This is a genomic window from Streptomyces sp. NPDC060184, assembly GCF_042728795.1.
Taxonomy (GTDB): Bacteria; Actinomycetota; Actinomycetes; order Streptomycetales; family Streptomycetaceae; genus Streptomyces.
The window spans coordinates 164,212-190,170 of the sequence record NZ_JBHWYX010000002.1 but is presented as its reverse complement, the minus strand read 5'-3'; the positions used below and the strand labels follow the sequence as shown (position 1 = coordinate 190,170).

Below are 25,959 nucleotides of genomic sequence, written 5' to 3'. Positions count from 1 at the left end.
GGGGCGGCGGAGAGGGTAGCGTGCGTTACGCGCCACTGGCGGTTGTTCTTGGCCGCGCGCCTCTCCGCGATCCCGCAGAATGGGTTACGAGAAGCACGCCCGAGGCAGGCAACAACGGGTGTGGACGTCGACGCGGTCCCCAGGTCCGCTCCGCCCACAGCCGTCATGGCTGAAATCGGACATCGATGGAGCCATCGGCGCGCTCGTGAGACTGCGTAGGAGAGAAGCGAGACCTGTGAGTGCTGCGACGACGCGAAGCCGTACGGCCCGTACCCCTGTTCCCGACCGGCTCTGTGCCGAAGCGGTAGACCTCGCGCGCGCCGCGGCCGAGGAGGCCGCCGCCCCCGGCGAGGTCGGCGCGCACGTGGCCGTGGTGGCCGAAGGGGACCGGGTCGTCACGCACTACTTCGAGTGCGAGATGTTCGGGTACCGGGGGTGGCGCTGGGCGGTGACCGTCGCCCGGGCCTCCCGCGCCAAGAACGTCACGCTCGACGAAACGGTGCTGCTGCCCGGCTCGGACGCCCTGCTCGCCCCGGAGTGGGTGCCCTGGAGCGAGCGGCTGCGTCCCGGCGACATGGGCCCCGGCGACCTGCTGCCCACCGAGGCCGAGGACCTCCGCCTGGAGCCCGGCTGGACCGGCGAGACCGTCGACGAGACGGAACCGCCGGAGGTCTCCGACGAACTGGCCGCCCTCGCGGACACCGAGGACGCCGAGCTGACGGGCCGGCGGCCCGCCCCGATCGGCCGGGGCTCCATCGCCTCGGTCGCCGAAGAGCTGGGCATGCGGCGTGCGCGGGTGCTGTCCCGGTACGGCCTGCACGCGGCGGCCGACCGCTGGGACGAGGAGTTCGGCCCCAAGACGCCGATGGCCCAGGCCGCCCCCGCGACCTGTGTGAGCTGCGCTTTCCTGGTCCCGCTGACCGGTTCGCTGCGGCAGGCCTTCGGGGTCTGTGCCAACGAGTTCGGCCCCGCCGACGGCCATGTCGTCTCGCTGGCGTACGGCTGCGGCGGACACTCCGAGGCGGCCGTGATGCCGAAGCCGCCGACGCCCGCCCCGCACGCCCTCGACACCATGCGGGTCGACACGTACCAGCTGCACCCCGAGCGGGACGGCGGCTCCGTCCCCGACGAGGCCGACGCGCACGCGGACGACCTCGGCCACTCCTGATCCACCTCCGCACCGCACGGCGGACCCGGCCGGCCCGGGTCCGCCGCACGCTGCCGCCCACCGGCGCTCCGCCACCCCGTTCCACCCGCCGTTCCCGCTCCCGCGGACCGCGCTGTCGCCCCCGCGCGGTACGTTCGGGCGCACACTGGGCGGCAACGGCCGACGGGTCAGCGGAACAGAGCGGAGTCGAAGCGTGAGCATGAAGGCGACCGAGGGGGCCGATCCGTTCGGGACGGCACGGCTGCGGCGCGGCGTGCTCGACGCCTGGGGTGCCGGGCCGGCCCGGTTCCGCGAGGACGCCAACGCCGAGGAGGACCTCGCCCTCGGCGGATACCGCGACCGCCTCGTCGTGGAACTCGCGCAGAACGCGGCCGACGCCGCCGCCCGCGCGGGGGCACCCGGCCGGCTCCGCCTCACCCTGCACCCCGGCGGGGACGGCACCCCCACCGTGCTGGCCGCCGCCAACACCGGCGCCCCGCTCGACGCCACCGGTGTCGAATCCCTCTCCACCCTGCGCGCCTCCGCCAAGCGCGAGGGCCACGAGACGTCCGTGGGCCGCTTCGGCGTCGGCTTCGCCGCCGTCCTCGCGGTGAGCGACGAGCCCGCCGTCCTCGGTCGCCACGGCGGAGTCCGCTGGTCCCTCGCCGAGGCCCGCCTGCTCGCCGAGGGCGCGGCCGTCGGCAGCCCCGGCCTCGGCGACGAACTCCGCCGCCGCGACGGCCACGTACCGCTGCTGCGCCTCCCGCTGCCCGCCGAGGGCGCCGCGCCCGAGGGGTACGACACCGTGGTGGTGCTGCCGCTGCGCGACACCGCCGCCGAGGACCTGGTGGAGCGGCTTCTCCACTCCATCGACGACGCACTCCTCCTCACCCTGACCGGACTCGACGAGATCGTCGTCGAAACCCCCTCGGGCGTACGGACGTTGAGGCGCGCGGCGCACGGCCCGTACATCCACGTCGAAGACTCCGCGCACGGCGTCAACCGCTGGCGCACCGTCTTCCACCACGGGCCCGTCGAGCCCGCGCTGCTCGCCGACCGGCCGGTCGAGGAGCGGCTGCGCCCGCACTGGTCGGTCACCTGGGCGGTCCCGGTGAACGAGGACGGTTCGCCCCGCCGCCCCGCCACGGCCCCCGTGGTGCACGCCCCGACGCCCACCGACGAACCGCTCGGCGTGCCCGCCCTGCTCATCGCCTCGCTGCCGCTGGACACCACCCGCAGGCACCCCGCGCCCGGCCCGCTCACCGACTTCCTGGTGGAGCGCGCCGCCGACGCCTACGCCGAACTCCTCGCCGACTGGCACCCCGTCTCCACCGGCACCCTCGACCTGGTGCCCGGCCCGCTCGGCCAGGGCGCGCTGGACGGGGCGCTGCGCGGGGCGATCCTCCAGCGGCTGCCCCGGGTCGCGTTCCTGGCACCGGCCGCGCCCGCCGACCCGGCCGCCGCGGTCACCGGGCACTGGGCCGACGACTGGGCGGAGCCGGAGACCCCGGACGCCGTCCGCCACCGGGGCTCCGCCGCGCTGCGGCCCGTGGAGGCGGAGATCGTGGAGGGCGCCGGGGCCGAGACCGTGCGGGTGCTCGCCGAGGTCCTGCCCTGCCTGCTTCCCGCCGGTCTGGAGCGCCGCACCGAACTGCGCACCCTGGGCGTCGGCCGGGTGCCGCTGACCGAGGCGATCGACCGGCTCGCCGGGCTGGAGCGCGAACCGCACTGGTGGCGGCGGTTCTACGACAGCCTCGCCGGGGTCGACCCGGACCGGCTCTCCGGGCTGCCCGTCCCGCTGGCCGGGGCGCCCGACGCCCCCGAGGGGCAGCCGCCCCGCACCACCATCGGCCCCCGCCAGGTGCTGCTGCCGCTGCCCGACGCGCTGACCGGCCCGGTGCTCGCCCGCCTCGCCCGGCTCGGCCTGAAGGTCGCCCACCCGGACGCCGCGCACCCGCTCCTGGAGAAGCTGGGAGCGCTGCCCGCCACCCCGCGCGCGGTCCTGACCACCCCTCAGGTGCGGGCGGCGGTCGCCGGATCGCTGGACGCGGGCGAGATCTGGGACGAGGACGCGCTGGACGGCGACGAACTCGTGGAGACCGTGCTCACCCTCGTGCGCGAGGCCGAACTGAACCCCGGCGACGAACCCTGGCTCGGCGCCCTCGCGCTGCTCGACGAGGACGGCGAGACCGCGCCCGCCGGTGAACTCGTGCTGCCCGGCAGCGCGTTCGCCGCCCTCATGCGCGAGGGTGAACTCGCCCTCTGCGACCAGGAGTTGGCTGACCGATGGGGTGAGCAGCCGCTCGCCGCCTGCGGGGTGCTCGCCACCTTCGCCCTCGTGCGGACCACCGACGTGGTGCTCGACCCGGACGAACTGGAGCCCCGAGAAGGTGACTTCGCCGAGCCCGACGACGCCGGACTGCTGGACGCCGTCGACGTCTGGTGCGAGGACCTGCTCGACCAGCTCCCCGACACGCCGGTACCGCCGGTGGCCACCGAGATCATCGCCGTGCGCGACCTCGACCTCGTCGCCGACGACGCCTGGCCGCAGGCGCTCGCCCTGCTCTCCCGGCCGCCGCTCCGCGACGCCCTGACCCAGCCGGTCCGGGTGCTCCTCCCGGACGGCACGACCCGCTCGGTGCGCCCGTACACCGCCTGGTGGCTGCGCGACCACCCGGTCCTTCAGGGCCGCCGCCCGGCCGGTGTCCGCGCGGCGGGCGGCGACCCGCTGCTGTCCGGCCTCTACGACGCGGTGGACGCCACCGGCTTCGACGACGCCCAGGTGCTCCGCGCCCTCGGGGTGCGCACCTCGGTCGACGCCCTCCTCGACGAGCCGGGCGGCGCCGCCGAACTGCTGGGCCGCCTCGCCGACGAGGACCGGCCGGTGACCGCCGTACAACTGCACGCCCTCTACACCGCGCTGGCCGACCTCGACCCCGAACAGGTCACCCTGCCCGACGTGTTGCGGGCCGTCGTGGACGGCGAGGTGGAGGTGGTCGACGCGGCGGACGCCGTCGTCGCCGACGCCCCCGACGTGCTGCCGCTCGCCCAGGGGCTGCCGCTGCTGCCGGTCGCCCCGGCGCGCGCCGCCGAACTCGCGGAGCTCTTCCAGGTCCGCCGGCTCGGCGAGACGGTCGAGGCGGAGGTGGAGACGGAGGGCGAGGAGCACGAGGTGCCGCAATCCGTCCGCGTCCTGCTCGGCGACCGTACGCCCGGGACGTACGTCGAGCACGAGGAGCTGCACGCGGGCGGCGTCGAACTGGACTGGCGCCGCGCCCCCGACGGCACCGTGCACGCCTCGACCCTGGAGGGCGTGGCCGCCGGACTCGCCTGGGCCGCGGGCCAGTGGCCCCGCCGCTTCGAGGTCGCCGCCCTCCTCGAAGACCCGTCGCGTACGGAGGAGCTGGCCCGGGACCGCTGGTTCGACTGAGCCCCGCGCGCCCGTGCCCGTGGTGGGCCGCCGCTCACGCCCCGAAGCGGCGGCCCACCAGGCGCCAGACGTACTCCAGCAGCACCGAGGCCGCCGCCGCGATCGCCACCGCCGCCCACGGCATGGTGGTGCCCACCAGCTTCAGCGCGAAGAAGTGCTGGAGCCACGGCACCGCGAGGACGATCAGGAACGCCGCCCCCATCGAGGCCACCAGCAGGATCCGCCACCAGGTGTACGGGCGGGCGATGATCGCCAGTACCCACATCGACACCAGGAACAGCGTCAGCGTCGCCGCGCTGGTCTCCGCGTCGAGCGCCCCCGCGCCCGAGTAGTGGCTCCCGGCCAGCATGTAGGTGAGGAAGGTCGCCGCTCCCGCGATGACCCCGGACGGGATCGCGTACCGCATCACCCGGCGGACGAAGTACGGCTGGGCCCGCTCCTTGTTCGGCGCCAGCGCGAGGAAGAACGCGGGGACGCCGATCGTCAGCGTCGAGAGCAGCGTCAGGTGCCGGGGGAGGAACGGGTACTCCACCTGGAAGCAGACCACCAGGATCGCGAGGAGCACCGAGTAGACCGTCTTCGTCAGGAACAGGGTGGCGACCCGGGTGATGTTGCCGATCACCCGGCGGCCCTCGGCGACCACCGACGGCAGGGTCGCGAAGCTGTTGTCCAGCAGCACGATCTGCGCCACCGCCCGGGTCGCCTCCGACCCCGAGCCCATCGACACCCCGATGTCGGCGTCCTTCAGCGCGAGCACGTCGTTGACGCCGTCGCCGGTCATCGCGACCGTGTGGCCGCGCGACTGGAGCGCCGCGACCATGTTCCGCTTCTGCCGGGGGGTGACCCGGCCGAAGACCGTGTTCTCCTCCATCGCGGTCGCCATCGCGTCCCGGTCCTCCGGCAGCCGCCGGGCGTCCAGTGTGTGTCCGGCACCCGGCAGCCCGAGCTTTCCGGCCACCGCCCCCACCGAGACGGCGTTGTCCCCGGAGATCACCTTCGCGGCGACCCGCTGGTCCGCGAAGTAGCGCAGGGTGTCCCCCGCGTCCGGCCGCAGCCGCTGCTCCAGCACGACGAGCGCGGTGGGTACGGACCCGGCGGCGGCGTCCGGACCGTCCAGGCCGCCCCGCGCCCGGGAGAGCAGCAGGACCCGCAGCCCCTGCCGGTTCAGCTCCTCGATCGCGGCCAGTTCGGGGTCGCCGTCGGGGAGCAGCACGTCGGGGGCGCCCAGCAGCCAGACCGAGTCGACGGCCCCGTCGGCCGAGCCGGCGCCGTCCTCGCGGAAGGCGGCTCCGCTGTACTTGCGGGCCGAGGAGAACGGCAGGGTGTCCGTCACCCGCCAGCCGCCCGGGTCGGGGTGGGCGTCCACGATCGCCCGGAGGCTGGCGTTCGGCCGCGGGTCCGAACCGCCGAGGGCTCCGAGCACCCGGGCGACGTACGCCCCGTCGGCGGAGCCCAGCGGCCGGACCTCGGTCACGTCCATGCCGCCCTCGGTGAGGGTGCCGGTCTTGTCGAGGCAGACGACATCGACCCGGGCCAGCCCCTCGATGGCGGGAAGCTCCTGGACGAGGCACTGCTTGCGGCCGAGGCGGATGACGCCGATCGCGAAGGCGACCGAGGTCAGCAGGACCAGCCCTTCGGGGATCATCGGCACGATGCCGCCGGCGCTCCGGGCGACCGACTCCTTGAAGTCGTTCTCCTTGACGACCAGCTGGCTGATGACGAGTCCGATCGCGGTCGGGATCATCATCCAGGTCACGTACTTCAGGATCGTCGAGATGCCGCTGCGCAGCTCGGACTGGACGAGGGTGAACCGGGAGGCCTCCTCCGCGAGCTGGGCCGCGTACGCCTCCCGCCCGACCTTCGTCGCGGTGAACGCCCCGCCGCCCGCGACGACGAAGCTGCCCGACATCACGGGATCGCCCGCGCGTTTGAGCACGGGGTCGGCCTCGCCGGTGAGCAGGGACTCGTCGATCTCCAGGTTGTCGGCCTCGCCGACCGTGCCGTCCACCACGACCTTGTCGCCGGGACCCAGCTCGATCAGGTCGCCGAGGACGATCGCGGAGGTGGAGATCTCGGCGGCGGTCCCGTCGCGCCGCACGGTGGGTTTCGCCTCACCGATGACGGCGAGCCCGTCCAGGGTCTTCTTGGCCCGCCACTCCTGGACGATGCCGATGCCGGTGTTGGCGATGATCACGAACCCGAAGAGGCTGTCCTGGATCGGCGCGACGGCCAGCATGATCACCCAGAGCACGCCGATGATCAGGTTGAACCGGGTGAAGACGTTGGCGCGGACGATCTCGGTGACCGAGCGCGAGGAGCGGACCGGTACGTCGTTGACCTCGCCCCGCGCGACCCGCTCCGCCACCTCGGCGGTGGAGAGGCCCCGGGGGTCGTACGGCGGGGGCGCACCCTCCGCGGAGGGGGAGCGATCGGGGGGCTGCCCCCCGGAGGTGTCGATGGCCCGCTGCGTCATGGTTCAGACGGTACGGGCGGAATGCCGGGCCAGCCCGGTGGAACGGGGCTGTACAGGGGGCTGTGGGCCCCGTCCGGCAGTGGGCGCGGTCAGCCGGTGTGGGGCGCGGTCAGCCGGTGGTGCCCGGCGTGTCCTGGCCGCCGTCGCCCTTCACCGCGGCGTCCGCGGCCTCGCGGGCGGCGGCGTGGCGCTTGATGGCGGCGTCCCGGCCGCGTACGTACCAGATGCCGATCAGTCCGAGTCCGGCCCCGGCGAGGCAGGTCCACACCCACCAGAGGTGGCCGTGGTCGTCGAACCAGCCGTAGAAGGGGAGCTGCACGAGGAAGAGGACGAACCACAGGATCGTGCCGCCGGTGATGGTGGCGACGACGGGGCCCTCCAGGGGCTCGGGCGCCTCGTGCTTCGGTGTCCACTTCTCCATGGGCCCAGTCTATGGGCCACCCGGACGGGTGCCGCGACGCAGGCCGGGGTGGTGGTAGGGGCTGCGTACATAAGTGCCCCGATCCCAGGTGGCGCAAGGGTCTACGCGCGGAGATAGCGATCTTCGCCTTATGTATTCATACTTAATCCATTCGGGAATGGCGCGATTTGTTCGTGTAAAAGTCCAAAGACGGTCACCTTCCCCCCACCTTGTTCATGGCTCCTACGTACGTCTGAGGTCATACATGTCCCGCTCGGCCACCGCAGAGGTCGACCCCAGCCCGCCGCAGGGCGGGCTCGACCGGTTCTTCAAGATCTCCGAGCGGGGTTCCACGGTCGCCCGTGAGATCCGCGGCGGATTCGCCACCTTCTTCGCGATGGCGTACATCATCGTGCTCAACCCGATCATCCTCGGCAGCGCCAAGGACATGTACGGGCACCAGCTCGACGGGGGCCAGCTGGTCACCGCCACCGTGCTCACCGCCGCGTTCACCACACTGCTGATGGGCGTCATCGGCAACGTGCCGATCGCGCTCGCCGCCGGTCTCGGCGTCAACACCGTCGTCGCCCTCCAGCTCGCCCCCCGCATGAGCTGGGCCGACGCGATGGGCATGGTCGTCCTCGCGGGCATCGTGGTGATGCTGCTCGTCGCCACCGGGCTCCGGGAACGCGTGATGAACGCCGTGCCCACCTCGCTCCGCAAGGGCATCTCGATGGGTATCGGACTCTTCGTCCTGCTCGTCGGCCTGGTGGACTCCGGGTTCGTCTCCCGCATCCCGGACCTCGCCCAGACCACCGTCCCGCTCCAGCTCGGCAGCGGCGGTCACCTGCTCGGCTGGCCGGTCCTCATCTTCGTGCTGGGCGTGCTGCTCACCCTCGGGCTCATCGTCCGCAAGGTGCCGGGCGCGATCCTGATCTCGATCGTCGCCATGACGATCCTCGCCCTGATCATCAACGCGGTCGTGGACCTGCCGGCCGGTGCCTGGGGCCTCACCGTCCCCGAGTGGCCGGGCAACCCGGTCGCCTCGCCCGACTTCGGTCTGCTCGGCGACTTCAGCCTCTTCGGCGGCTTCTCCAAGGTCGGCGTGCTGACCGGCATCCTCTTCGTCTTCACCGTGCTGCTGTCCTGCTTCTTCGACGCGATGGGCACCATCCTCGGCGTCGGCGACGAGGCGAAGCTGACCGACAAGGACGGCAACTTCCCCGGCATCAACAAGGTGCTGTTCGTCGACGGCATCGCCGTCGCCGCGGGCGGCGCGACCTCCTCCTCGGCCTCCACCTGCTTCGTGGAGTCCACCGCGGGCGTCGGCGAAGGAGCGCGCACCGGCCTCGCGAGCGTGGTCAGCGGCCTGCTCTTCACGGTGGCGCTGTTCCTGACCCCCCTGGCGACCATGGTCCCCTCGCAGGCCGCCACCCCGGCGCTGGTCGCGGTCGGGTTCCTGATCGTCGCGAGCTCGGTCCGGGGCGTCGACTGGAGCGACTTCACCCTCGCCATCCCGGCGTTCCTCGCCATGGTGATGATGCCGTTCACCTACTCCATCACCAACGGCATCGGCATCGGCTTCATCGCCTTCTGCGCGATGCGGCTGGCGGCGGGCCGGGGCCGTGAGGTGCCGGTGGCCATGTACGTGGTGTCGGCCGTCTTCGTCTTCTACTACGCGATGCCGGCCCTCGGCCTCACCTGATCCGACCCCGCCCACGACGGTGGCCCCGCACTCGCGTACGAGTGCGGGGCCACGCGCGTGAGGGCCCGGCCGACCGGATCCCCCGACCCGCCGACCACCTTCCTCCCGGGCGTCCGGATCACGTGATCCGGTCCACCGGGTCCGGCCGGCCCTGGGGCCCGTAGAACTTCTCCGTCTCGTCGACCGCCGACTTGAAGCGTTCGTCGAAGTCGTCGCGGACGAGCGTCCGGACCACGTAGTCCTGGACGCTCATTCCGCGTTTTGCGGCGTGCTGCCGGAGCCGGTCGAGCAGCTCACCGTCGATCCGCAGGCTGAGTACTGTCGATCCCATGCCAAGCAGGGTCGCCGCCCCGGCGCGCTTTTGGTGTGACTTTCCGCGCCTGACTCACTCGTTCGGGTGAGCAGTTTCTCGCGCGTACCACCGATTGGTCTTTAGTTAAAGTAATGAGTTACGCTAAGGACCATGCCTGACCTGATCCACGACGGCGAAAGTGCCGCCGCCGTGAGCTCCCTCCGCTCCGCCGTGATGCTGCTCGGCCGACGCCTCAAGCACCAGCGCGTCGACGAGTCGCTGAGCCCCACCGAGATGTCGGTGCTCGGCACCCTCGCCCGCTGCGGCTCGGCCACCCCCGGTGAGCTGGCCCGCAAGGAGCACGTCCAGCCCCCGTCGATGACTCGCATCGTCGCGCTGCTGGAAGCCAAGGGACTGGTCAGTCTGGAACCGCACCCCGATGACCGTCGCCAGAAGAAGGTCAGCCAGACCGAGCAGGCCGAGGCCATGCTCAGTGAGAGCCGCACGAAGCGGAACGCCTGGCTGGCCGGACTCGCCGAGGGCCTGGACGAGGACGAGTGGGAGAAGCTCAGGGTCGCCGCACCCGTGCTCGAAAAGCTCGCCCACCTGTGACGACGCCCCGGGCCGGCCGGACCACAGCCGCCGCGCTCGACGTCGCCGTTCCCTCGTCACCTGCCAGCATTCACCCACGCCGAGGAGGCGAACCCTTTTGAGTACGGGATCCGGAGCAGACTCCGCCCCCGCACCGACCGCCACCCACGACAGCACGACCGGCGGGACCTTCTCGTCGCTGAAGATCCGCAACTACCGCCTGTTCGCCACGGGCGCCGTGATCTCCAACACCGGTACCTGGATGTCCCGCATCACGCAGGACTGGCTGGTCCTCAGCCTCACCGGGTCCGCCGCGGCCGTCGGTATCACCACGGCCCTCCAGTTCCTCCCGATGCTGCTCTTCGGCCTGTACGGCGGCGTGGTCGCCGACCGCTTCCCGAAGCGCAAGCTCCTGCTCGTCAGCCAGTCCCTGCTCGGCCTCTGCGGCGTGTCCCTGGCCACCCTGACCCTCGCGGGCGTCGTACAGGTCTGGCACGTCTATCTGATCGCGTTCCTGCTCGGCATGGTCACGGTCGTGGACAACCCGGCCCGCCAGTCCTTCGTCTCCGAGATGGTCGGCCCGAAGCAGCTCCGCAACGCCGTCAGCCTGAACTCCGCGAACTTCCAGTCCGCCCGCCTCATCGGCCCCGCCGTCGCGGGTGTCCTGATCACCACGGTCGGCAGCGGCTGGGCCTTCATGTTCAACGGCCTGTCGTTCATCGCTCCCCTCGTCGGCCTGCTGATGATGCGGACGAGCGAGCTCCACCAGACGGTGATCGTCCCCCGCGCCAAGGGCCAGCTCCGCGAGGGCCTGCGGTACGTGAAGGGGCGGCCGGAGCTGATCTGGCCCATCGCCCTGGTCGGCTTCGTCGGAACCTTCGGATTCAACTTCCCGATCTGGCTCACCGCCTACGCCGACGAGGTCTTCCACGGCGGCGCCGGCATGTACTCCTTCTTCAACATCCTGATGGCCGTCGGCTCCCTGATAGGAGCCCTGCTGGCCGCCCGGCGCCGCTCCTCGCGGCTGCGGATGGTCGTCGCGGCGGGCACCCTCTTCGGGCTGCTGGAGGTCGCGGCCTCGCTCTCGCCGGCCGTCTGGATCTTCGCGGTCCTGCTGGTGCCGATCGGCATGCTCGGCATGACGACCAACATCAGTGCCAACACCAGCGTCCAGATGGCCGCCGACCCGGCCATGCGCGGCCGGGTGATGAGCCTCTACATGATGGTGTTCGCCGGTGGTACGCCGGTGGGGGCCCCGATCGTCGGCTGGATCAGCGACACGTACGGCCCCCGCACCGGCTTCGCGTTCGGCGGCGGCATATCCCTGCTCGCCGCCCTGGTCATCGGCTTCGTCCTGGCCCGCCTCGGCGGCCTGAGGGTGAAGGTGGACCTCCGCCCGGGGCGCCCTCACGTCCGCTTCGTCCCGCGCGAACAGCTGGCGACAGCGGCGTAGATCGAGCGATCGCTGACACCGTTCCGCCCTCCTTCCCGCGCGCGGGGGAAGGAGGGCGGAACGGTTTTGTGCGGTCGGGCTTCCGCGGGTCGGGCTTCTTCGCCCGGGCTCGTACGGGTCGTCCTTCCGCCGCTCAGTCGCGGGGGAAGTCGCCCGTGCTCAGGACCACGCCCACGGGGGTGGCGGTGAGGTCGATCGGCGTCCCGAAGACGACCGTCAGCCCGCGGCCGTACGTACCCTGCGAGACTCGCCCGCATGAGCAGCCAGCAAGCCGCCACCGGCAGTACGCACCAACGCCTCTTCGCCGCCGTCCTGCCGCCCGCCCCCGCCGTCGAGGAGCTGCGGACCGCCGTCGCCCCGCTGCACGCCCTGCCGGGTGCGGGAAGCCTGCGGTGGAGCGGGACGGCGGGGTGGCACTTCACGCTCGCCTTCTTCGGCGAGGTGGACGAGGCGCTGCTGCCCGAGCTGTACGCGCGGCTGGAACGCGCCGCCCACCGGAGCGAGCCGTTCCCGCTGCGGGTCCACGGCGGCGGCCGGTTCGACGGGCGGGTGTTGTGGACCGGGGCGGCGGGCGGCCTCGACGCGCTGCGGCTGCTCGCGGAACGCGCCCACGCCGCCGCCCGCCGGGCGGGCGTCCCGATGGAGGAGCACCACCGCTACACGCCCCACCTGACGCTCGCGCGCAGCCGTACGGACGTGGACCTGCGCCCCTTCACCGGCGCGCTGGAGGGGTTCGAGGGGGTGGCGTGGGAGGCGGACACGCTGAGCCTGGTCCGCAGCCACCTGCCGGTCGCCGGGGTGCCGGGGGAGCAGCCGCGCTACGAGACGGTGCGGGCCTGGCCGCTGGGGCGGTGAGCGGGGCCGGGAGGCGTGCCCGCCCGGGGCCGGGTGACCGGGGCGGGTGACGGGGGAGGCCGGTGGGGCGGTTAACCTCGTCGGGTGGATCCGAAGACCAGAAACCGCATCATGGCCACCGTTCTCGTGCTGATGTTCGTCGTCGTCGCCGTGGCGGCGGCCGTGGGCAACTGACGAGGGCCCTCCCGGGCGGCGCCCCGGCCGACGGCTGACCGCCGACCGGGAACCGCTCACCGGGTCTGCCGGACTACCAGGCGAAGCTCTCCGGGGACGGGCCCGGACCGGGGAAGATCTCCTCCAGCGAGGCCAGCACCTCCTCGGACAGTTCCAGCTCCACCGCGCGCAGCGCGGAGTCGAGCTGTTCGCGGGTGCGCGGGCCCGAGATCGGGCCGGTGATGCCCGGGCGGGTCAGCAGCCAGGCCAGGCCGACCTCGCCGGGCTCCAGACCGTGCTTGTCGAGCAGGTCCTCGTACGCCTGGACCTGGGCGCGCACCTTCGGGTCCGCGAGGCCCTCGGCGGAGCGGCCGGTGGTGGACCGGGCGCCGCCGCCCTCGCGCTCCTTGCGCAGCGCGCCGCCGAGCAGTCCGCCCTGGAGCGGCGACCAGGGGATGACGCCGAGGCCGTACTCCTGGGCGGCCGGGATGACCTCCATCTCGGCGTCCCGGGCCATGAGGTTGTACAGGCACTGCTCGCTGACCAGGCCGAACGAGCCGAGGCGCTTGGCCGTCTCGTTGGCCTGGGCGATCTTGTAGCCGGCGAAGTTGGACGAGCCCGCGTACAGGATCTTGCCCTGCTGGATCAGTACGTCGATGGCCTGCCAGATCTCCTCGGCCGGGGTGGACCGGTCGACGTGGTGGAACTGGTACAGGTCGATGTGGTCCGTCTGGAGCCGCTTGAGGCTGGCGTCGACGGCGCGGCGGATGTTGAGCGCGGAGAGCTTGTCGTGGTTGGGCCACGCCTCGCCGTCCGGGCCCATGTTCCCGTAGACCTTGGTGGCGAGGACGACCTTGTCGCGGCGGTCGCCGCCCTGCGCGAACCAGGTGCCGAGGATCTCCTCGGTGCGGCCCTTGTTCTCGCCCCAGCCGTAGACGTTCGCGGTGTCGAAGAAGTTGACGCCCGCGTCGAGTGCGGCGTCCATGAGCGAGTGACTGTCGGATTCGTTGGTCTGCGGGCCGAAGTTCATCGTCCCGAGAACGAGGCGGCTGACCTTGAGGCCCGTGCGTCCGAGCTGCGTGTACTTCATGACTCCCCACCCAACGCCTTCGAGTGCGCTCGAAGCAAGGGGACCCGGCGCCTTTCGCCGATCACCCGGGCTCGCCCGCGAACCGGTCCAGCGCGGCGAGTCCGGCGCGGGTGGTGGCCGCACCGCCGTCCCGGATCAGCTGCCCGTCCCGCGCCTCCGCCGACAGCACGTCCGCCGGGCCGCGTACGCTCGGAGGTGTGAACGCCGCGCCCCGGAACCTCGTCGTACTCGCCGAAGCCCTCGCCCAGGCGGGCCCGGACGGCCGGGGTGCGCTCTGGCGACTCGCCGAGCAGGAGCGGGAGTTGGACGCCAATCTGGTACGGCTTCCGCCGGACGCGGAGGTCGGCGGGCACCAGGAGGACACTCTCGACGTGCTCCTCGTCGTCCTCGACGGCAGCGGTGTGATCATCACCGGGGACACCGCGTTGCCGCTCACCCCGACCACGGTCACCTGGCTGCCCCGCACCTCCCGCCGCGCCGTCCAGGCCGGACCCGAGGGCCTGGCGTACCTCACCGTCCACCGCCGCCGCCCCGGCCTGAGGATCGCGCCCGCACCGCCCGGGACCGCCGTGCGGCAGCCCGGGGACGGCGAGGCGGACGGCGGCGAGGCGCCGTGCGCGCTGGACCGGGTCTGCCCCGAGTGCGGGCGCCTCACGGAAGGGCGGGCGCCGAAGTTCTGCGCCGAGTGCGGGGAGCGGCTCGGCGGCCGGTGAGCGCGGAATCCGCTCTCCCCGGCGGGTGGTTCAGGCGTCCCCGCACTCGGTCAGCTTCGGCGGGTTCGGTGCGGACTCGTTGGCCATCAGCGGTGCCAGGTGCTCGGTGTACAGGTCCTCCCACTCGTGGCCGTTCACGATCGCCCCGAGCGCGTCGCACACCTCCTTCTTCAGCTCGGGCTCGCCCGGCACCATCGCCACGCCGTACCCCTCGGCGCCGCCCGCGTTGCTGATCTGCTGGAGCTTGTCCGGGGCCTGTCCGACGTAACCGGCGAGGATGATGTCGTCGGTGGACACGGCGGAGATCCCGCTCTTGTCGTCCAGCAGGTAGTCCACGCACAGCTGGTACGAACTCTGCCGCTTGGTGAGGTTGTACCCGGCCTCCGTCAGCCACCCCTCGTACGTCGAGCCCCGCACGGTGCAGACCTGGGCCTTGTCGCTGATCAGGTCGGCGGCGTCGGTGTACGCGGGTTTGACGTCCCTGCGCACGAGGAAGCTGCGCAGCGCCGTGTAGTACGGCCCGGCGAAGACGATTCCCTGCTCCTTGCGTTCCGGGGTGATGCTGTAGCTCGCTATCACCAGATCGACCCGCCCCGCCGAGAGCATCGACGCCCGGTTCTCGCTGTTCACCGGCACGAAGCGGATGTCCTTCGCCGCGTAGCCCATGCGCCGCGCGATCCGGGTGGCGAGGTCTATGTCGTACCCGGCGTACGAACCGTCCGGCTGGAGCTGGCTCAGTCCGGGCTGGTCTTCCTTGACGCCGATCTTCAGCTCGGCGTGCCCCTGCTGGTACGTGGGCGTGGGCGTGGCCGCGTGCTGCCAGAGCAGCCGGCCGCCGCCGGCCAGCAGCACCGCACAGCCGACCGCCGCCACGCCGAGGACGGCGCGCCTGCGGCGGCGGGACTTCGGCGCCCGCCCGTCGCCCGCCTCTGAGCCCTCGGCCGGGCCCTCGGCGGTGCCGTCGCCGTGCGGGGGAAGCAGGAGGGGCTGGTTCCTGCGGTGGGTCGGCGGGTCGAGCGCCGGGGGATCACTGGTGACGGCCATCAGCATCGCCTCGGTCTCCCGGGCGGACGGCCGGTCCTTCGGGTCCTTCCGCAGCAGCGCCCGGATCACCGGGGCGAGCGGGCCGGCGTGCTCCATCGCGGGCAGCGGCTGCTCGTACACGGCGATGAACACCTCGTACGAGCTGAGGCCGTTGAAGGGGGCGCGGCCCTCGACCATCTCGAAGAGCGTGACCCCCAGCGACCACAGGTCGGACGCCGAAGTCCCCGGCTTCGGCAGTGCCTCGCCGCCCCGGTGGACCAGCTCGGGCGCCAGGTACTTCGGCGTGCCGATGATCTCCTGCGACTTGGTCAGCTGGACGGCGCCCTCGAAGGTGGCGATCCCGAAGTCCATCAGCAGGGCTCGGCCGTTGGGCCGGAAGAGGATGTTGTGCGGCTTGACGTCCCGGTGCAGCACCCCCGCCTCGTGCACCGCGCGCAGCCCGCGCAGCACCTGGAGGGCGATCCGGGCCGCCTGGGCCACCGGGAGCCTGCGCTGCTCGCGCAACAGGTCTGCCAGCGAACGGGCGTTGAGCAGTTCCATCACGATCCAGACCTGGTTGCCGGCCTCGATCACGTCGTGCACGGCCACCACGTTCTGGTGCCCGATCCGGGCGATGGCCTGCGCCTCGCGCCGCGCCCGCTCGACCCACTGCGCCTGCGTGTCGGGTTCCACCGCACCCCGGTAGAGCAGCCCCTTGACCGCCACCCGCCGCCCGAGACGCCGGTCCAGAGCCTCCCAGACGACGCCCATCCCGCCCCGGCCCAGCTGGCGTTGGAGCTCGTAGCGGTCGGCGATCACCATGTGCGGGCGGAGCTCGGGCTCCTGTCCGGTGGCGTCCCCGACGGCGTCCCCGAGAGGCTCGGGCGTGCCTGCGGGATGCGGGTCTCCGGGGTCGCCGTCGAAGCCCCCTTCCGGCTCGTCGGCCGTTCCCTCGCTGTGCATGCGACCCCCTGTGCACTACATGGAAGCAACAGGGTAGACGGTCCGTCAGCGCCTGATCATGCCCACCGACTTGCGTTTCTGTCACGCTTCGGTGGGTGGTGGGGGCATCGAATCACCGGCCCTCACCCCGGCCCTCACCCCGGCTCCCGCCCCGGCCCGTTCTCCTTCTCCTGCTCCTCCCGCTCCTCCTGTTTGCGCACCAGCGTCTCTTCGAGGCGGGCGGTGTCCTCCCCGGTCCACCCGGGCGGCCGGGTCACGGCGGCCCAGGCCGCGACCGGGAGGGTGCCGAACCGGTGCCCGTACCCCACCGGGACGGAGTCGGAGGCCGCGAGGTCGCAGGTCACCTGCCAGAAGGTGACGAGCGGATACCACCGCATCCCCGGGGAGACGTCCGGCGCCTTCGGGCCCACGAGCCACTGCGGCCGAGACGTCAGCAGATCGGGGGACCACCACGTCACCGGGTCCGAACCGTTCTGGAGGTACACGATCCGGGGCGCGTCCCAGGCGGCGTCGGCCGGCCGGTCGAAATCGGCCTCGCGGCGGGCGTACCGCACGGTGCGCCCGTCCCGGTAGACCGGCAGCCAGAGCGGACTGCCCCGGTCGCGGGCCCTGCCGAGCTTCTCCCACATCGGGTTCCGCAGCGTCGGCCCGACCAGCAGGGCGCCGTCGCTGCGGGCGGTCATCCGCGCGAGCTCGCCGTCGAACGCGCCCTCGGTGGCGTACGAGCCGAGGGACTCGCCGGACACCAGCAGCCGGGGGCGCTCGTCCGGGGGCAGCGCCGACCAGTGGTCGTACACGGCGTCGAAGAGCGCGGAACCGGCCACGGCGGCCTCGCTCTCGGTCAGGAACGAGAGCCAGCTCGGCAGGTACGAGTACTGGAGGGCGACCGCCGCGCTGTCACCGCCGTACATGTACTCCAGCGGCTTGGCGAGGCTCTCGTTGACCCAGCCGCTCCCGGTCGTACCGAACACCACCAGTACCTTCCGGCGGAATCCGCCGGTCCGCTCCAGCTCCCGTACGGCGAGGTCCGCGCGGCCCCGCAGGGTCGCCGAGGACTCCAGCCCGACGTACACCCGGACCGGGTCCGTCGCCGGACCGCCGGTGAACCGGGAGATCTCCGCCCGGGTGGACGCGTGGCCGACGAAGTCCCGGCCGTTCTTCCCCAGCGAGGACCAGCTCTCCAGCGAGGACGGGCTGCCCGAGAGCGTCGGCAGCAGTGGCCGGGCGATGCCCTTGCTGGTCGAGCCGTTCGTCAGCGACGCGCTGCTCTCCACGAGGTTCACCAGCCCGCGCAGCAGGAAGCCCTGGACCACCCCCACCACCACGACCACCGCCACCGCGGCGGCCACCATCAGCGCCCACGGCCTGGGCACCAGCCGCTCCAGCGGACGCGCCAGGGTCCGCGTACCCAGCCGTACGGACCGGGCCAGCGCGACCAGCAGTCCGCAGAGCAGCAGCGCCACGAAGGGCACCAGCGCCCACTGCCACCACACCACCCCCGGCTCCATGTCGACCGCCCGCCGCGCGTCGCCCTGCCAGTGCACGCTCCGTACGGTCACCGCGACGACGGCAGCGACCCCCAGCGGTACGAGCATCAGCCACGCCCACCGGACCGTCGCGCCGCCCGGCCGCGCCCCGCAGCGCCGCGCGAACCACCCCAGGACCGCCCCCACGCCGTAACCGGCCGCCGCCGTGACCCCGGCCGCCAGCGACTGGACCAGCCACGAGCGCGGGATGAGCGAGGGCGTGAACGAGGCGACGTAGAAGAGCACCGCCACCAGGACCCCCGTCCAGCCCGGCCGCCGCCGCACCAGGGGACGCCGGACGAGACGCGCGGCGGGGCGGGAGCGGTCCTTCCCGGCGGATGGTCCTGCCGCTTCGGCCGGTCCTGCTGGTTCGGCCGGTTCCGCCGGTCCTGCCGGTTCCGTCGGGCCGGTCGATCCGCCACTGTCGGTCATGGGGGCCTCCCGGGTCGCTCCGGCCGCAGTCACCGGCCGCTCCAGAGGCACGCTAGGTGGAACGGTACGCCACCGGTCGGCGACACCCTGTGACGGCGGCGATCCATGGGCGGGCGGTGGTGGGCCGCCCCCTACGAGTTGCCCGGCCAGGGGGCGGCGCCGAGAGTGGACCCACGCGTGAGCCGGAACCGGAACCGGAACCGTAGCGGGAGCACGAGAGGGAGTGGGAGAGGACGTGGGCGCGGAAGGCGGTAGGGCCGAGGGGCGGCGGCTTCCCCCGAGGCTTCCGAGGCTCTCGAAGCTTCGGAAGCTCCCCCTGGGCGGGGCGATCGCGCTGACCATCGCCGTCCTGGTCGCCACCAACCTCGTCAACCACGTCTTCCTCCACGGCTGGGGCCTGGTCGTCTCCCTCGTCGTCACCCCGGTCCTGCTCGGTGTGTGGAAGTGGTCCGGCGGCACCTGGCCCGACGCCGGCCTCGGCCGGGGGACCTGGGCGCGCGGCGCCCGCTGGGCCGCCGTACTCATCGGCCTGGTCGGGCTCGTCTACCTGGTCGGCGCGCTGCTCCCCGCCACCCGCGACCTCTTCGAGGACCAGCGCAACAGTGGCCTCTCCGGCGCCGAAGTCGCCTGGCGCATGCTGATCCAGGTCCCCATCGGCACCGTCCTGCTGGAGGAGGTCGCGTTCCGCGGGGTGCTGTACGGGCTCCTCGTACGCGCCCGGGGCACGGTCACCGCCACCGTCGTCTCCTCGGTCCTCTTCGGGATGTGGCACATCCTCCCGTCGCTGCACCTGGCCACCGACAAACCCGCGCTCGCCGGTCTCTTCGGCACCTCCTCCGCCGGAACCGTGATCGCCGCGGTCGTCGCCGACCTCGGCGCGGTGCTGTTCACCGCGGCCTCCGGCGTCCTCTTCTGCGAGCTCCGCCGACGCAGCGGCAGCCTCCTCCCCCCGATGGGCCTGCACTGGGCGACCAACGCGCTCGGGTACCTGACGGGGTTCCTGCTGCGGTAATGGCGTTGCGGGTTTCCGCCCTCCTGGTTACGGTCCTCCGGCCCGCCCGTGCCACGGGGACGGCGTACCCGACGGAGACTTCCTTGCCACTGCGCATCACACCGCTCGCCGAACAGGACCACGACCTGTCCTCGGGGCCGTCCTCGCACCGCCTCGTCTGGCTCGCGGAGGAGGTGCCCGGCGGTGGCGGCGGCCCGGCGGCCATCGATCCCCCCGCGTACCCGGTGGGGTCGGCGTACCTGCGGCTCTCCACCGCGCCCGGCCGGGACCACCTCGCCGAACTGGACCTCGCCGTGCACCCGGCCGCCCGCCGCACCGGCGTCGGTACCCGCCTGCTGGACGCGGCTCTCGCGGGTGCCCGGGCGGAGGGCCGGCGCACGGTGACGGCCCAGGTGGCGCTGGTGGGCGGGGCGGTCGAGCGACCGGGGGGACTGGAGGAGCAGGAGGGGCTGGAGGGGCAGGAAGGCGGCGACGGCGGCGGCGTGGCGGCGGCGTTCCTGACGGCCCGTGGCTTCCGGGTGGTCCTCACCCTGACCTTCGCCCGCCTGGTGACGGCCGACGCCGACCCGGTCGCCCTCGCCGCCCTGGCCGCCGACCCGCACCCGGGCTACCGGCTGACCTCCTGGACCGGGACCGTCCCCGACGAGCTGGCCGAGACGTTCGCCGCCTCGCGGTGGGCGATGGACGACATGCCGATGGACGAGATGGACCACGGCACGGAGACCTGGGACGTGGACCGGGTACGAGCCGTCGCCCGCGCCGTCGAGCAGCGCGGCGAACTCCTGCACACGGTCGCCGCCGTCAGCGAGGCGGACGGCACGATCGTCGGCTTCACCGAACTGGTCGTCCCCGGCGACGGTACGGGCGACGGCCTGCACTACGGAACCGGCGTCCTGCCCGCCCACCGGGGACGCGGCCTGGCCCGCTGGATGAAGGCCGAGTCGATCCGTACCGCCCTGACCACCCACCCCGCCCTCACCGGCCTCGTGACCGACACGGCCGACGCCAACGCCCCGATGCGCGCGGTGAACGACGCGCTGGGGTACGTACCCACGCACCGGTCCGTGTACCTCCAGCGGGAGTTGGGGAACGCCCCGATGGCCACGGCCGGGCTCTGCGCAGGCTTGGCGGCGTGGTGAACCGGCCGCTTCGCGATGGTGCTCCCCGCGCATGCGGGGATCGTCACCGCCAACCATGCACCAGGCCGTCAGGTGGTGTCCGGCCTTGATCCGCCGGACACCACCCGAATGTTCTACGCCGGGGCTCCCGCCGCTCGTCGCCGTAGGACCGCCGCGTCGGCGGCGACGGTCGCGGCGACGGCCAGGCCCATGCCGAGTACGGCGCCGCCCAGGCCGAGTCCGAGGGCCGGTCCGGCGAAGCCGAGCGCGAGGACCACGAGCGCGCCCGTGACCACCACCGCGGTGTGCTCCACGCCCCCGGTGCCGGTCATCCGGTGCAGGGCGCCGAGCAGGACGAGGACGATCGCCACCGGTACGGCGACGGCCGGCGAGGCGGTCCGCTCGGGCAGGTGCGCGTGGTGCTCGGCGGCGTCCACGGCCGCCTCCAGTCCGGCGCCGAGGGCGGCCAGCGAGGCGAAGACGCCGTAATGGGCGTATCCCCAGGTCAGGGCGGAACGCAGGGTGGGCAGGCCGATCTCGCCGCCGGTGAAGTACATCCACCACAGGCCGAAGACCAGCAGCAGCCCGCCGATCGCGATCAGCAGGACGGCGGTGGTCAGACCGTGGTCGGAGACGGCGGACTGGACCGCGGCGAGCGAGGCGAGGATGACCTCGCCGAGCACGATGATGGTGAAGAGGCCGTACCGCTCGGCGATGTGCTCCGGGTGCCAACTGGTGCTATTGCCACGGGACTCGGCCCACGCGGGGACGGCGAGTTCGACCAGGACGAGCGCCACGAAGGTGGCCGCCTGCCACGCGTCCGGGACCCAGAGCCGGGCCACCCAGCCGAGCTGTGCCACGGCGATGCCCGTCGCGTACCGCAGGGCGCAGCGGCGGCCCTCCGGGTGCTGCGAGGCGGCCCGCAGCCACTGGGCGACCATCGCGACGCGCATGATGACGTATCCGATGACGACGACCGTGAAGTCCCCGTCCTGGAAGGCGGCGGGCACCCCGGAGGCGAGCACCAGGACGCCCGCCATCTGCACCAGCGTCACCAGCCGGTACGGCACGTCGTCGGTGTCGTAGGCGGAGGCGAACCAGGTGAAGTTCATCCAGGCCCACCAGATGGCGAAGAACACCGCCGCGTAGCCGGTCAGCCCCGTGCCGACGTGGTCCTCGGCCAGCGCGTGATGGAGCTGCGCGGCGGCCTGCGAGACCGCGACCACGAAGGTCAGGTCGAAGAGCAGTTCCAGGGGAGTCGACGCCCGGTGCTCCTCGTCGGGGTCCCGGGCCCGCATCGTCCGCAGCAGGGGGACCGTGCGCTCCACCATTGCCGTTGCTCCTGTCGTCGTCCGTCGTGCCGGTGCTGTCGATGCGGCGGCGTACCGCGACGCGGCGCTTTGCCGTGGTTCATCCTCGCCCGGACGGCTCGTGACGCGTCGCGCGGACGCGGGCTCCGCCAGGGCTGTGCGCGAGACGAACGGAACCGCGCGCTCACGGGCAAGCGGGCGGTAACGGCAGGCGGAGGGCCCCGCCGTAGCTGCTCGTAGTGGCCGGATGTTCCCCCGGTGACCGACGGGCCCGTCGGGCTGGGCAATCTCCCAAGAAATTCTTCGTACGCATGCGCGTCGAACGTTGACACGAAACACTGGTCGGGTGATCTCTTCCGATGCCCTCGTGCCCTCCCCGGACATCCGTGCCCACTTCGTCGACCGGCTCAACTCGGTGTTGCGGCGACCGGGGATGTGGGGGGACGAGATGATCCTTCGGGTGATGTGTCAGGACCTCCTCTACGTGGAGGGCCGCCCCGGGCTGTGGCATCAGCAGCAGACGGCCTGGGAGGTGTCGGGGGCCTGGTCGGTGAACGGGGCGAAGGGGGCCTTCGAGCGGCATCTGCACGCCGACGGCCCGGCGGACGCGGTGGTCTCGCTCTACGGGGAGTTCGCGCACCGGGCCGGGTGGCTGCGGGCGGTACGGGTGCTGGACGCGGGGGAGTACGCCCGGCTGCGGGCGACGGCGCCGGAGTGGGCGGAGCGGGAGGACCGGGGCTGGTCCGACGTGGCGGCGGAGTTCGGGCCGCCCTCGGTGCGGTTCGGCGGGTCGAACCCCCGGTTCGGGAAGACTCTCGGTTACGTCACCGCGGACCCGGCCGACCCGATGGTCTGCTTCCACCTCTGGAACGGCACCCGGGCGGACTCGTTGTGCGGCTGGACCGCCGAGCACGCGGAACCGGTGGTGCTCGCCATACGCGTCGGTGGTGCCGGTGCCTTCCGCGACTCGTTCACGTACACCCCGGAGGGTGCGCGCCGGCGCTCGTGCTTCCGGGAGCTGACGCACCAACTGGACTGATACGGGGCGGGGTCGGCCGGACCGCACGGGGGCGACGGTGGGGCGCCGGGCGCGGGTCGGGTGGTGGGGGCGGTCGGGCACCGGGTGACGGTCCGGCGGTGGGGGGCGGTCAGGCGTCGGGGGCCGGTCCGGCCACCGCGGCGCTCGCCAGCAGGGAGAGCTGTGTGCGCTGCGCGTCCGTGAGGTGCGCGGCCAGGGCGTGGATGTGCTGCCCGGCCTCGGCGGTGGCCTGGCGGGCCAGTTGATGCCCCTGCTCGGTCAAGGAGACCTGCACGGCGCGGCGATCGTGCGGGGAGGGGGTGCGGCGCACCAGGCCCCGGCGTTCGGCGCGGTCCACCAGCCCGGTCGCGGAGGACTTGTCGAGTCCCAGGAACCGGGCGAGCTCCTGCATGCCCGGTTCGCGGTCGCGGAGCACGCCGAACATGCGCAGCTGCACGATCGACAGCCCGTGTGCGGACGCGACCTTCCCCAGTGCCGCCTGCACCGCGAAGCTCAGCTGCGCCAGTCCGTCCACCAGTCCGAGGTCGTCGGGCCCGGAAGGGGCGGCGGGTGTCTCGGGGGTGCCCGGTCGGGGCGGGTTCGCGTGCGGCATGGACCCATTGTATTTGACCTAGTACGTGGCACCAACTAATTTGGTTGGTGTCACGTACTAATGCGGTGAGCATCTCCATGAGCAAGCGCTGACCGAAGGAGTCGCCATGCGCGCAGCAGTCGTCCGGTCGTTCGGCAGTCCGCCCCGGTTCGAGGAGTTCCCGACCCCGGTGCCGGGTGCGGGACAGGTCCTCGTGGACGTAGTCGCCTCGGGCCTGCACCCCCGGGTGCGCTCGGGCGCCGACGGCAGTCACTACACCAGCGACGGGCGCCTGCCCCTGGTCCCCGGAGTGGACGGGGTGGGGCGGCTGCCCGACGGCCGGCACGTCTACTTCGTCGCCGACGACGACGTGCCCGGCACCCTCGCCGAGCGGGCCGTCCTCGACCCCCGCAGGTCCGTGCCCCTCCCGGAGGGGGCCGACCCGGTCACCGTCGCGGCGGCGATGAACCCCGCGATGTCCTCGTGGGTGGCGCTGCGCCGCCGGATCTCCTTCCGGCCCGGCCAGAGCGTGCTGGTCCTCGGCGCGACCGGCAACGCCGGTCAGATGGCCGTCCAGATCGCCCGCCACCTCGGCGCCGAGGCGGTCGTCGCCGCCGGGCGGGACCCCGGGCGGCTGGACCGGCTGACGGCCCTCGGCGCCACCCGGACCGTCTCCCTGGCCGGAGATCTTGCCGAGGTGGCGGACCGGCTGGGCGAGGCGGCGGCCGACGTGGACGTGGTCATCGACTACACCTGGGGCCGCCCCACCGAACTCGCCGTCCCCGCACTGCTCACCCGCCGCGCCGACCGGAGCGCACCGCTCGACTGGATCCAGATCGGCTCCACGGCCGGGCCGGACATCACGCTGCCGTCGTTCGTGCTGCGCGCGGCCAACCTGCGCATCATGGGCAGCGGCCAGGGCTCGCTCACCCCCGCCGGAATCGTCGCCGAACTCCCCTCGCTGGTCGATGAGTTGACCGCCGGTACGTTCGCTGTCGCCACCCGGGCGGTGCCGCTGTCCGAGGTGGAGACGGCCTGGGCGGAGCCCGCCGACCCGGCCCGGCGCCTGGTGTTCACGCCGTAGGCGCCGGGGCGGGCCGTGCGGGTGGGGAGGCGGAGCGGGCGGTGCGTCTCGGCCGTGCGTGCGCTCGTCCCGGTCGGACGCGCGGTCAGGCGGCGTCGGCGATGTGACCGTCCGGGCGGAGCAGTACCGCGCCGAGGTCGCTCCACCGTCCCGCGGGCTCCGCGAGGCGGGTGGTGTGGCGCAGCGTCCCGTGCGGCAGTGCATTCCGGCCGGCGGCCGTCAACGTCTTTGCGTCCGAGCCCAGTTCGAGCAGCACGTGGCGGCCCTCGCGCAGCAGTGCGAAGAGGCTGGTGCCGTCCGCGAACGCCACGTCGGGGGCGCGGGTGCCGGTCAGTGGGTGCGCGGCGGCCGGGTCGGCCGGGGGGTAGCGGACGTCGAGGGCGCCGAGTCGCTCGGCCAGTGCGCGGGAGAACTCCGGCACCTGGTCGATCAGTTCGGAGAGGTGGGCGCGCAGGGCCTGCCCCTCGGCCGTGTGGGCGGTCATCAGCGCGGTCTGCGCCCGGGTGGACGCGAGGAGCCGTGCGCCGACCGGGTGCCGTTCACGGTGATACGAGTCGAGCAGCCCTTCCGGGGCCGTGCCGTGGAGGGTGGCGGCCAGCTTCCACCCGAGATTGGTGGCGTCCTGGAAGCCGACGTTGAGGCCCACGCCCCCGGTCGGGAAATGCATGTGCGCGGCGTCGCCCGCGAGAAGGATCCGGCCCGCCCGGTAAGTGGCGGCCTGACGCGTGGCGTTGCCGAAGCGGGAGATCCAACGCGGCTCGCGCATACCGAAGTCGGAACCCAGGACGCGGACGGTCGACGCGCGGACCTCGTCGAGAGTCGGCTCCGTCGCCTCCGGGCGGCTGTCGCCCGGCCGGTGGTCCTGCGGGTCGATGCCGACGAAGCGGGTGAGTCCGTCCGGCAGAGGTACGGCCATCACCCCGCCCGCCGCCCCGAACCGGCTCACCGGGCCGCCGGCGGGCGGCGCGTCGAGGACGACGTCGGCCAGCCATCCCCAGACCGTCGCGTCGGTACCGGGGAAGGCGATGCCCGCCGCCTTCCGGACCGTGCTGCGGGTGCCGTCGCAGCCGACGGCGTACCGGGCCTCGATCTCGTACGGGCCCTCCGGCCCGTCCACCGAGAGACGTACGGACCCGGGGTCCTGTTCCAGGGCGGTCACCCGGTGCCCGCGCCGGACGACGGCGCCGCGCTCACGGGCGTGGGCCTCCAGCAGCGCTTCGGTGCGCGCCTGCGGCAGGAGCAGGGTGAAAGGGTACGGAGTGTCCAGGCCCCGGAAGTCCAGCCGGCTTTCCAGCGCGCCGAAATGGCCGAACGGGAGCGGAGCGCCCGCCTCGACGACTTCGGTGAGGCCGCGCATCCCGAGGATCTCCACGGTCCGGGGGTGGACGGTGAGCGCCTTGGAGTGCGGGCTCGGCTCCGTCCTGGCCTCCAGGACGGTCACCCGGACTCCCTGCAGGCGGAGTTCGGCCGCGAGCCAGAGCCCGGTGGGGCCCGCTCCAACGACGACGACCTCTGCCTCTTCCGTCACGGTGTTCGCTTCCATGGCTGCTCCCTCGACTTCTTGGTCAGTGACCAATGA

The 25,959-nt window shown here is 73.0% G+C and carries 20 protein-coding genes; 11 read left to right on the top strand and 9 right to left on the bottom strand.

Translation table 11 applies throughout. The features are described 5' to 3' along the window. Positions 1 to 235: 235 nt before the first annotated feature. Both ACFWEE_RS02475 and ACFWEE_RS02470 read left to right on the top strand, forming a co-directional pair. Positions 236 to 1,168, top strand: coding sequence for a DUF3027 domain-containing protein (locus tag ACFWEE_RS02475; protein ID WP_386885654.1), 933 nt, complete (start codon positions 236 to 238; stop codon positions 1,166 to 1,168). A gap of 199 nt (positions 1,169 to 1,367) precedes the next feature. Beyond that, positions 1,368 to 4,577 carry a sacsin N-terminal ATP-binding-like domain-containing protein gene (locus tag ACFWEE_RS02470; protein ID WP_386885818.1) on the top strand — a complete coding sequence of 1,070 codons (3,210 nt, stop codon included), beginning with the start codon at positions 1,368 to 1,370 and terminating at the stop codon, positions 4,575 to 4,577. Positions 4,578 to 4,611: 34 nt separating this feature from the next. Here ACFWEE_RS02470 and ACFWEE_RS02465 read toward each other — a convergent pair whose 3' ends face one another. Then, positions 4,612 to 7,050 (bottom strand): HAD-IC family P-type ATPase, encoded by a 2,439-nt coding sequence (locus ACFWEE_RS02465; protein WP_386885653.1) that lies wholly within the window; start codon positions 7,048 to 7,050, stop codon positions 4,612 to 4,614. Between the two features lie 109 nt (positions 7,051 to 7,159). Continuing rightward, positions 7,160 to 7,471, bottom strand: a complete 312-nt coding sequence (locus tag ACFWEE_RS02460; protein WP_386885651.1) for a DUF2530 domain-containing protein — start codon at positions 7,469 to 7,471, stop codon at positions 7,160 to 7,162. Between the two features lie 244 nt (positions 7,472 to 7,715). On the opposite strand from ACFWEE_RS02460, the gene ACFWEE_RS02455 reads away from it, so the two are divergent. Beyond that, complete coding sequence (locus ACFWEE_RS02455; protein ID WP_386885650.1) at positions 7,716 to 9,155, top strand: NCS2 family permease; 1,440 nt, start codon at positions 7,716 to 7,718, stop codon at positions 9,153 to 9,155. Positions 9,156 to 9,273: 118 nt separating this feature from the next. Here the strand turns inward: ACFWEE_RS02455 and ACFWEE_RS02450 are convergent, their stop codons facing one another. Continuing rightward, on the bottom strand, positions 9,274 to 9,486 hold the full coding sequence (locus ACFWEE_RS02450; RefSeq protein WP_386885648.1) for a ribbon-helix-helix protein, CopG family: 213 nt from the start codon (positions 9,484 to 9,486) through the stop codon (positions 9,274 to 9,276). 132 nt (positions 9,487 to 9,618) lie between these two features. Here ACFWEE_RS02450 and ACFWEE_RS02445 point away from each other — a divergent pair, with 132 nt between their 5' ends. The 3 genes from ACFWEE_RS02445 to thpR all read left to right on the top strand — a co-directional run bounded on the left by ACFWEE_RS02445 (position 9,619) and on the right by thpR (position 12,346). Next, the gene (locus tag ACFWEE_RS02445; RefSeq protein ID WP_386885646.1) at positions 9,619 to 10,059 is read left to right on the top strand and encodes a MarR family winged helix-turn-helix transcriptional regulator; all 441 of its coding nucleotides are present in this window, start codon (positions 9,619 to 9,621) and stop codon (positions 10,057 to 10,059) included. A 97-nt stretch (positions 10,060 to 10,156) separates the two neighbouring features. After that, positions 10,157 to 11,491 (top strand): MFS transporter, encoded by a 1,335-nt coding sequence (locus tag ACFWEE_RS02440; protein ID WP_386885645.1) that lies wholly within the window; start codon positions 10,157 to 10,159, stop codon positions 11,489 to 11,491. Positions 11,492 to 11,746: 255 nt separating this feature from the next. Beyond that, complete coding sequence (gene thpR / locus ACFWEE_RS02435) at positions 11,747 to 12,346, top strand: RNA 2',3'-cyclic phosphodiesterase (protein ID WP_386885643.1); 600 nt, start codon at positions 11,747 to 11,749, stop codon at positions 12,344 to 12,346. A gap of 247 nt (positions 12,347 to 12,593) precedes the next feature. On the opposite strand, the gene ACFWEE_RS02430 is transcribed toward thpR, so the two are convergent. Next, complete coding sequence (locus ACFWEE_RS02430; protein WP_358764197.1) at positions 12,594 to 13,589, bottom strand: aldo/keto reductase; 996 nt, start codon at positions 13,587 to 13,589, stop codon at positions 12,594 to 12,596. Positions 13,590 to 13,786: 197 nt separating this feature from the next. Between ACFWEE_RS02430 and ACFWEE_RS02425 the strand changes: the two genes are divergently transcribed. Continuing rightward, on the top strand, positions 13,787 to 14,302 hold the full coding sequence (locus ACFWEE_RS02425; RefSeq protein ID WP_386885641.1) for a cupin domain-containing protein: 516 nt from the start codon (positions 13,787 to 13,789) through the stop codon (positions 14,300 to 14,302). A 30-nt stretch (positions 14,303 to 14,332) separates the two neighbouring features. Here the strand turns inward: ACFWEE_RS02425 and ACFWEE_RS02420 are convergent, their stop codons facing one another. Together ACFWEE_RS02420 and ACFWEE_RS02415 are read right to left on the bottom strand one after the other, a co-directional pair. Beyond that, positions 14,333 to 16,288, bottom strand: coding sequence for a serine/threonine-protein kinase (locus ACFWEE_RS02420; protein WP_386885639.1), 1,956 nt, complete (start codon positions 16,286 to 16,288; stop codon positions 14,333 to 14,335). A 134-nt stretch (positions 16,289 to 16,422) separates the two neighbouring features. Then, positions 16,423 to 18,246, bottom strand: coding sequence for an alpha/beta hydrolase (locus tag ACFWEE_RS02415; RefSeq protein ID WP_386885637.1), 1,824 nt, complete (start codon positions 18,244 to 18,246; stop codon positions 16,423 to 16,425). 235 nt (positions 18,247 to 18,481) lie between these two features. Between ACFWEE_RS02415 and ACFWEE_RS02410 the strand changes: the two genes are divergently transcribed. Both ACFWEE_RS02410 and ACFWEE_RS02405 read left to right on the top strand, forming a co-directional pair. Continuing rightward, on the top strand, positions 18,482 to 19,258 hold the full coding sequence (locus ACFWEE_RS02410) for a CPBP family intramembrane glutamic endopeptidase (protein ID WP_386885635.1): 777 nt from the start codon (positions 18,482 to 18,484) through the stop codon (positions 19,256 to 19,258). Positions 19,259 to 19,341: 83 nt separating this feature from the next. Next, a complete protein-coding gene (locus ACFWEE_RS02405; protein ID WP_386885634.1) occupies positions 19,342 to 20,397 on the top strand; it encodes a GNAT family N-acetyltransferase in 1,056 nt (351 codons plus the stop codon). Between the two features lie 113 nt (positions 20,398 to 20,510). Here the strand turns inward: ACFWEE_RS02405 and ACFWEE_RS02400 are convergent, their stop codons facing one another. Further along, positions 20,511 to 21,707 carry a low temperature requirement protein A gene (locus ACFWEE_RS02400; protein ID WP_386885632.1) on the bottom strand — a complete coding sequence of 399 codons (1,197 nt, stop codon included), beginning with the start codon at positions 21,705 to 21,707 and terminating at the stop codon, positions 20,511 to 20,513. A 325-nt stretch (positions 21,708 to 22,032) separates the two neighbouring features. Between ACFWEE_RS02400 and ACFWEE_RS02395 the strand changes: the two genes are divergently transcribed. Beyond that, positions 22,033 to 22,725, top strand: a complete 693-nt coding sequence (locus tag ACFWEE_RS02395; RefSeq protein WP_386885630.1) for a hypothetical protein — start codon at positions 22,033 to 22,035, stop codon at positions 22,723 to 22,725. Positions 22,726 to 22,834: 109 nt separating this feature from the next. On the opposite strand, the gene ACFWEE_RS02390 is transcribed toward ACFWEE_RS02395, so the two are convergent. Further along, positions 22,835 to 23,317 (bottom strand): MarR family winged helix-turn-helix transcriptional regulator, encoded by a 483-nt coding sequence (locus ACFWEE_RS02390; RefSeq protein ID WP_386885629.1) that lies wholly within the window; start codon positions 23,315 to 23,317, stop codon positions 22,835 to 22,837. Between the two features lie 106 nt (positions 23,318 to 23,423). Here ACFWEE_RS02390 and ACFWEE_RS02385 point away from each other — a divergent pair, with 106 nt between their 5' ends. Then, positions 23,424 to 24,380: a zinc-binding alcohol dehydrogenase family protein gene (locus ACFWEE_RS02385; protein WP_386885628.1), complete on the top strand. Its 957-nt coding sequence runs from the start codon at positions 23,424 to 23,426 to the stop codon at positions 24,378 to 24,380. 85 nt (positions 24,381 to 24,465) lie between these two features. Here ACFWEE_RS02385 and ACFWEE_RS02380 read toward each other — a convergent pair whose 3' ends face one another. Next, a complete protein-coding gene (locus ACFWEE_RS02380) occupies positions 24,466 to 25,923 on the bottom strand; it encodes an FAD-dependent oxidoreductase (RefSeq protein WP_386885627.1) in 1,458 nt (485 codons plus the stop codon). Positions 25,924 to 25,959 lie beyond the last annotated feature (36 nt).

Bases quoted from the DNA above. Each gene is read 5' to 3' on its own strand.
- ACFWEE_RS02470 (WP_386885818.1), top strand. From the start codon at position 1,368: ATGAAGGCGACCGAGGGGGCCGATCCGTTCGGGACGGCACGGCTGCGG.
- ACFWEE_RS02465 (WP_386885653.1), bottom strand. From the start codon at position 7,050: ATGACGCAGCGGGCCATCGACACCTCCGGGGGGCAGCCCCCCGATCGC.
- ACFWEE_RS02460 (WP_386885651.1), bottom strand. From the start codon at position 7,471: ATGGAGAAGTGGACACCGAAGCACGAGGCGCCCGAGCCCCTGGAGGGC.
- ACFWEE_RS02455 (WP_386885650.1), top strand. From the start codon at position 7,716: ATGTCCCGCTCGGCCACCGCAGAGGTCGACCCCAGCCCGCCGCAGGGC.
- ACFWEE_RS02450 (WP_386885648.1), bottom strand. From the start codon at position 9,486: ATGGGATCGACAGTACTCAGCCTGCGGATCGACGGTGAGCTGCTCGAC.
- ACFWEE_RS02445 (WP_386885646.1), top strand. From the start codon at position 9,619: ATGCCTGACCTGATCCACGACGGCGAAAGTGCCGCCGCCGTGAGCTCC.
- thpR (WP_386885643.1), top strand. From the start codon at position 11,747: ATGAGCAGCCAGCAAGCCGCCACCGGCAGTACGCACCAACGCCTCTTC.
- ACFWEE_RS02430 (WP_358764197.1), bottom strand. From the start codon at position 13,589: ATGAAGTACACGCAGCTCGGACGCACGGGCCTCAAGGTCAGCCGCCTC.
- ACFWEE_RS02420 (WP_386885639.1), bottom strand. From the start codon at position 16,288: ATGCACAGCGAGGGAACGGCCGACGAGCCGGAAGGGGGCTTCGACGGC.
- ACFWEE_RS02415 (WP_386885637.1), bottom strand. From the start codon at position 18,246: ATGACCGACAGTGGCGGATCGACCGGCCCGACGGAACCGGCAGGACCG.
- ACFWEE_RS02400 (WP_386885632.1), bottom strand. From the start codon at position 21,707: ATGGTGGAGCGCACGGTCCCCCTGCTGCGGACGATGCGGGCCCGGGAC.
- ACFWEE_RS02390 (WP_386885629.1), bottom strand. From the start codon at position 23,317: ATGCCGCACGCGAACCCGCCCCGACCGGGCACCCCCGAGACACCCGCC.
- ACFWEE_RS02385 (WP_386885628.1), top strand. From the start codon at position 23,424: ATGCGCGCAGCAGTCGTCCGGTCGTTCGGCAGTCCGCCCCGGTTCGAG.
- ACFWEE_RS02380 (WP_386885627.1), bottom strand. From the start codon at position 25,923: ATGGAAGCGAACACCGTGACGGAAGAGGCAGAGGTCGTCGTCGTTGGA.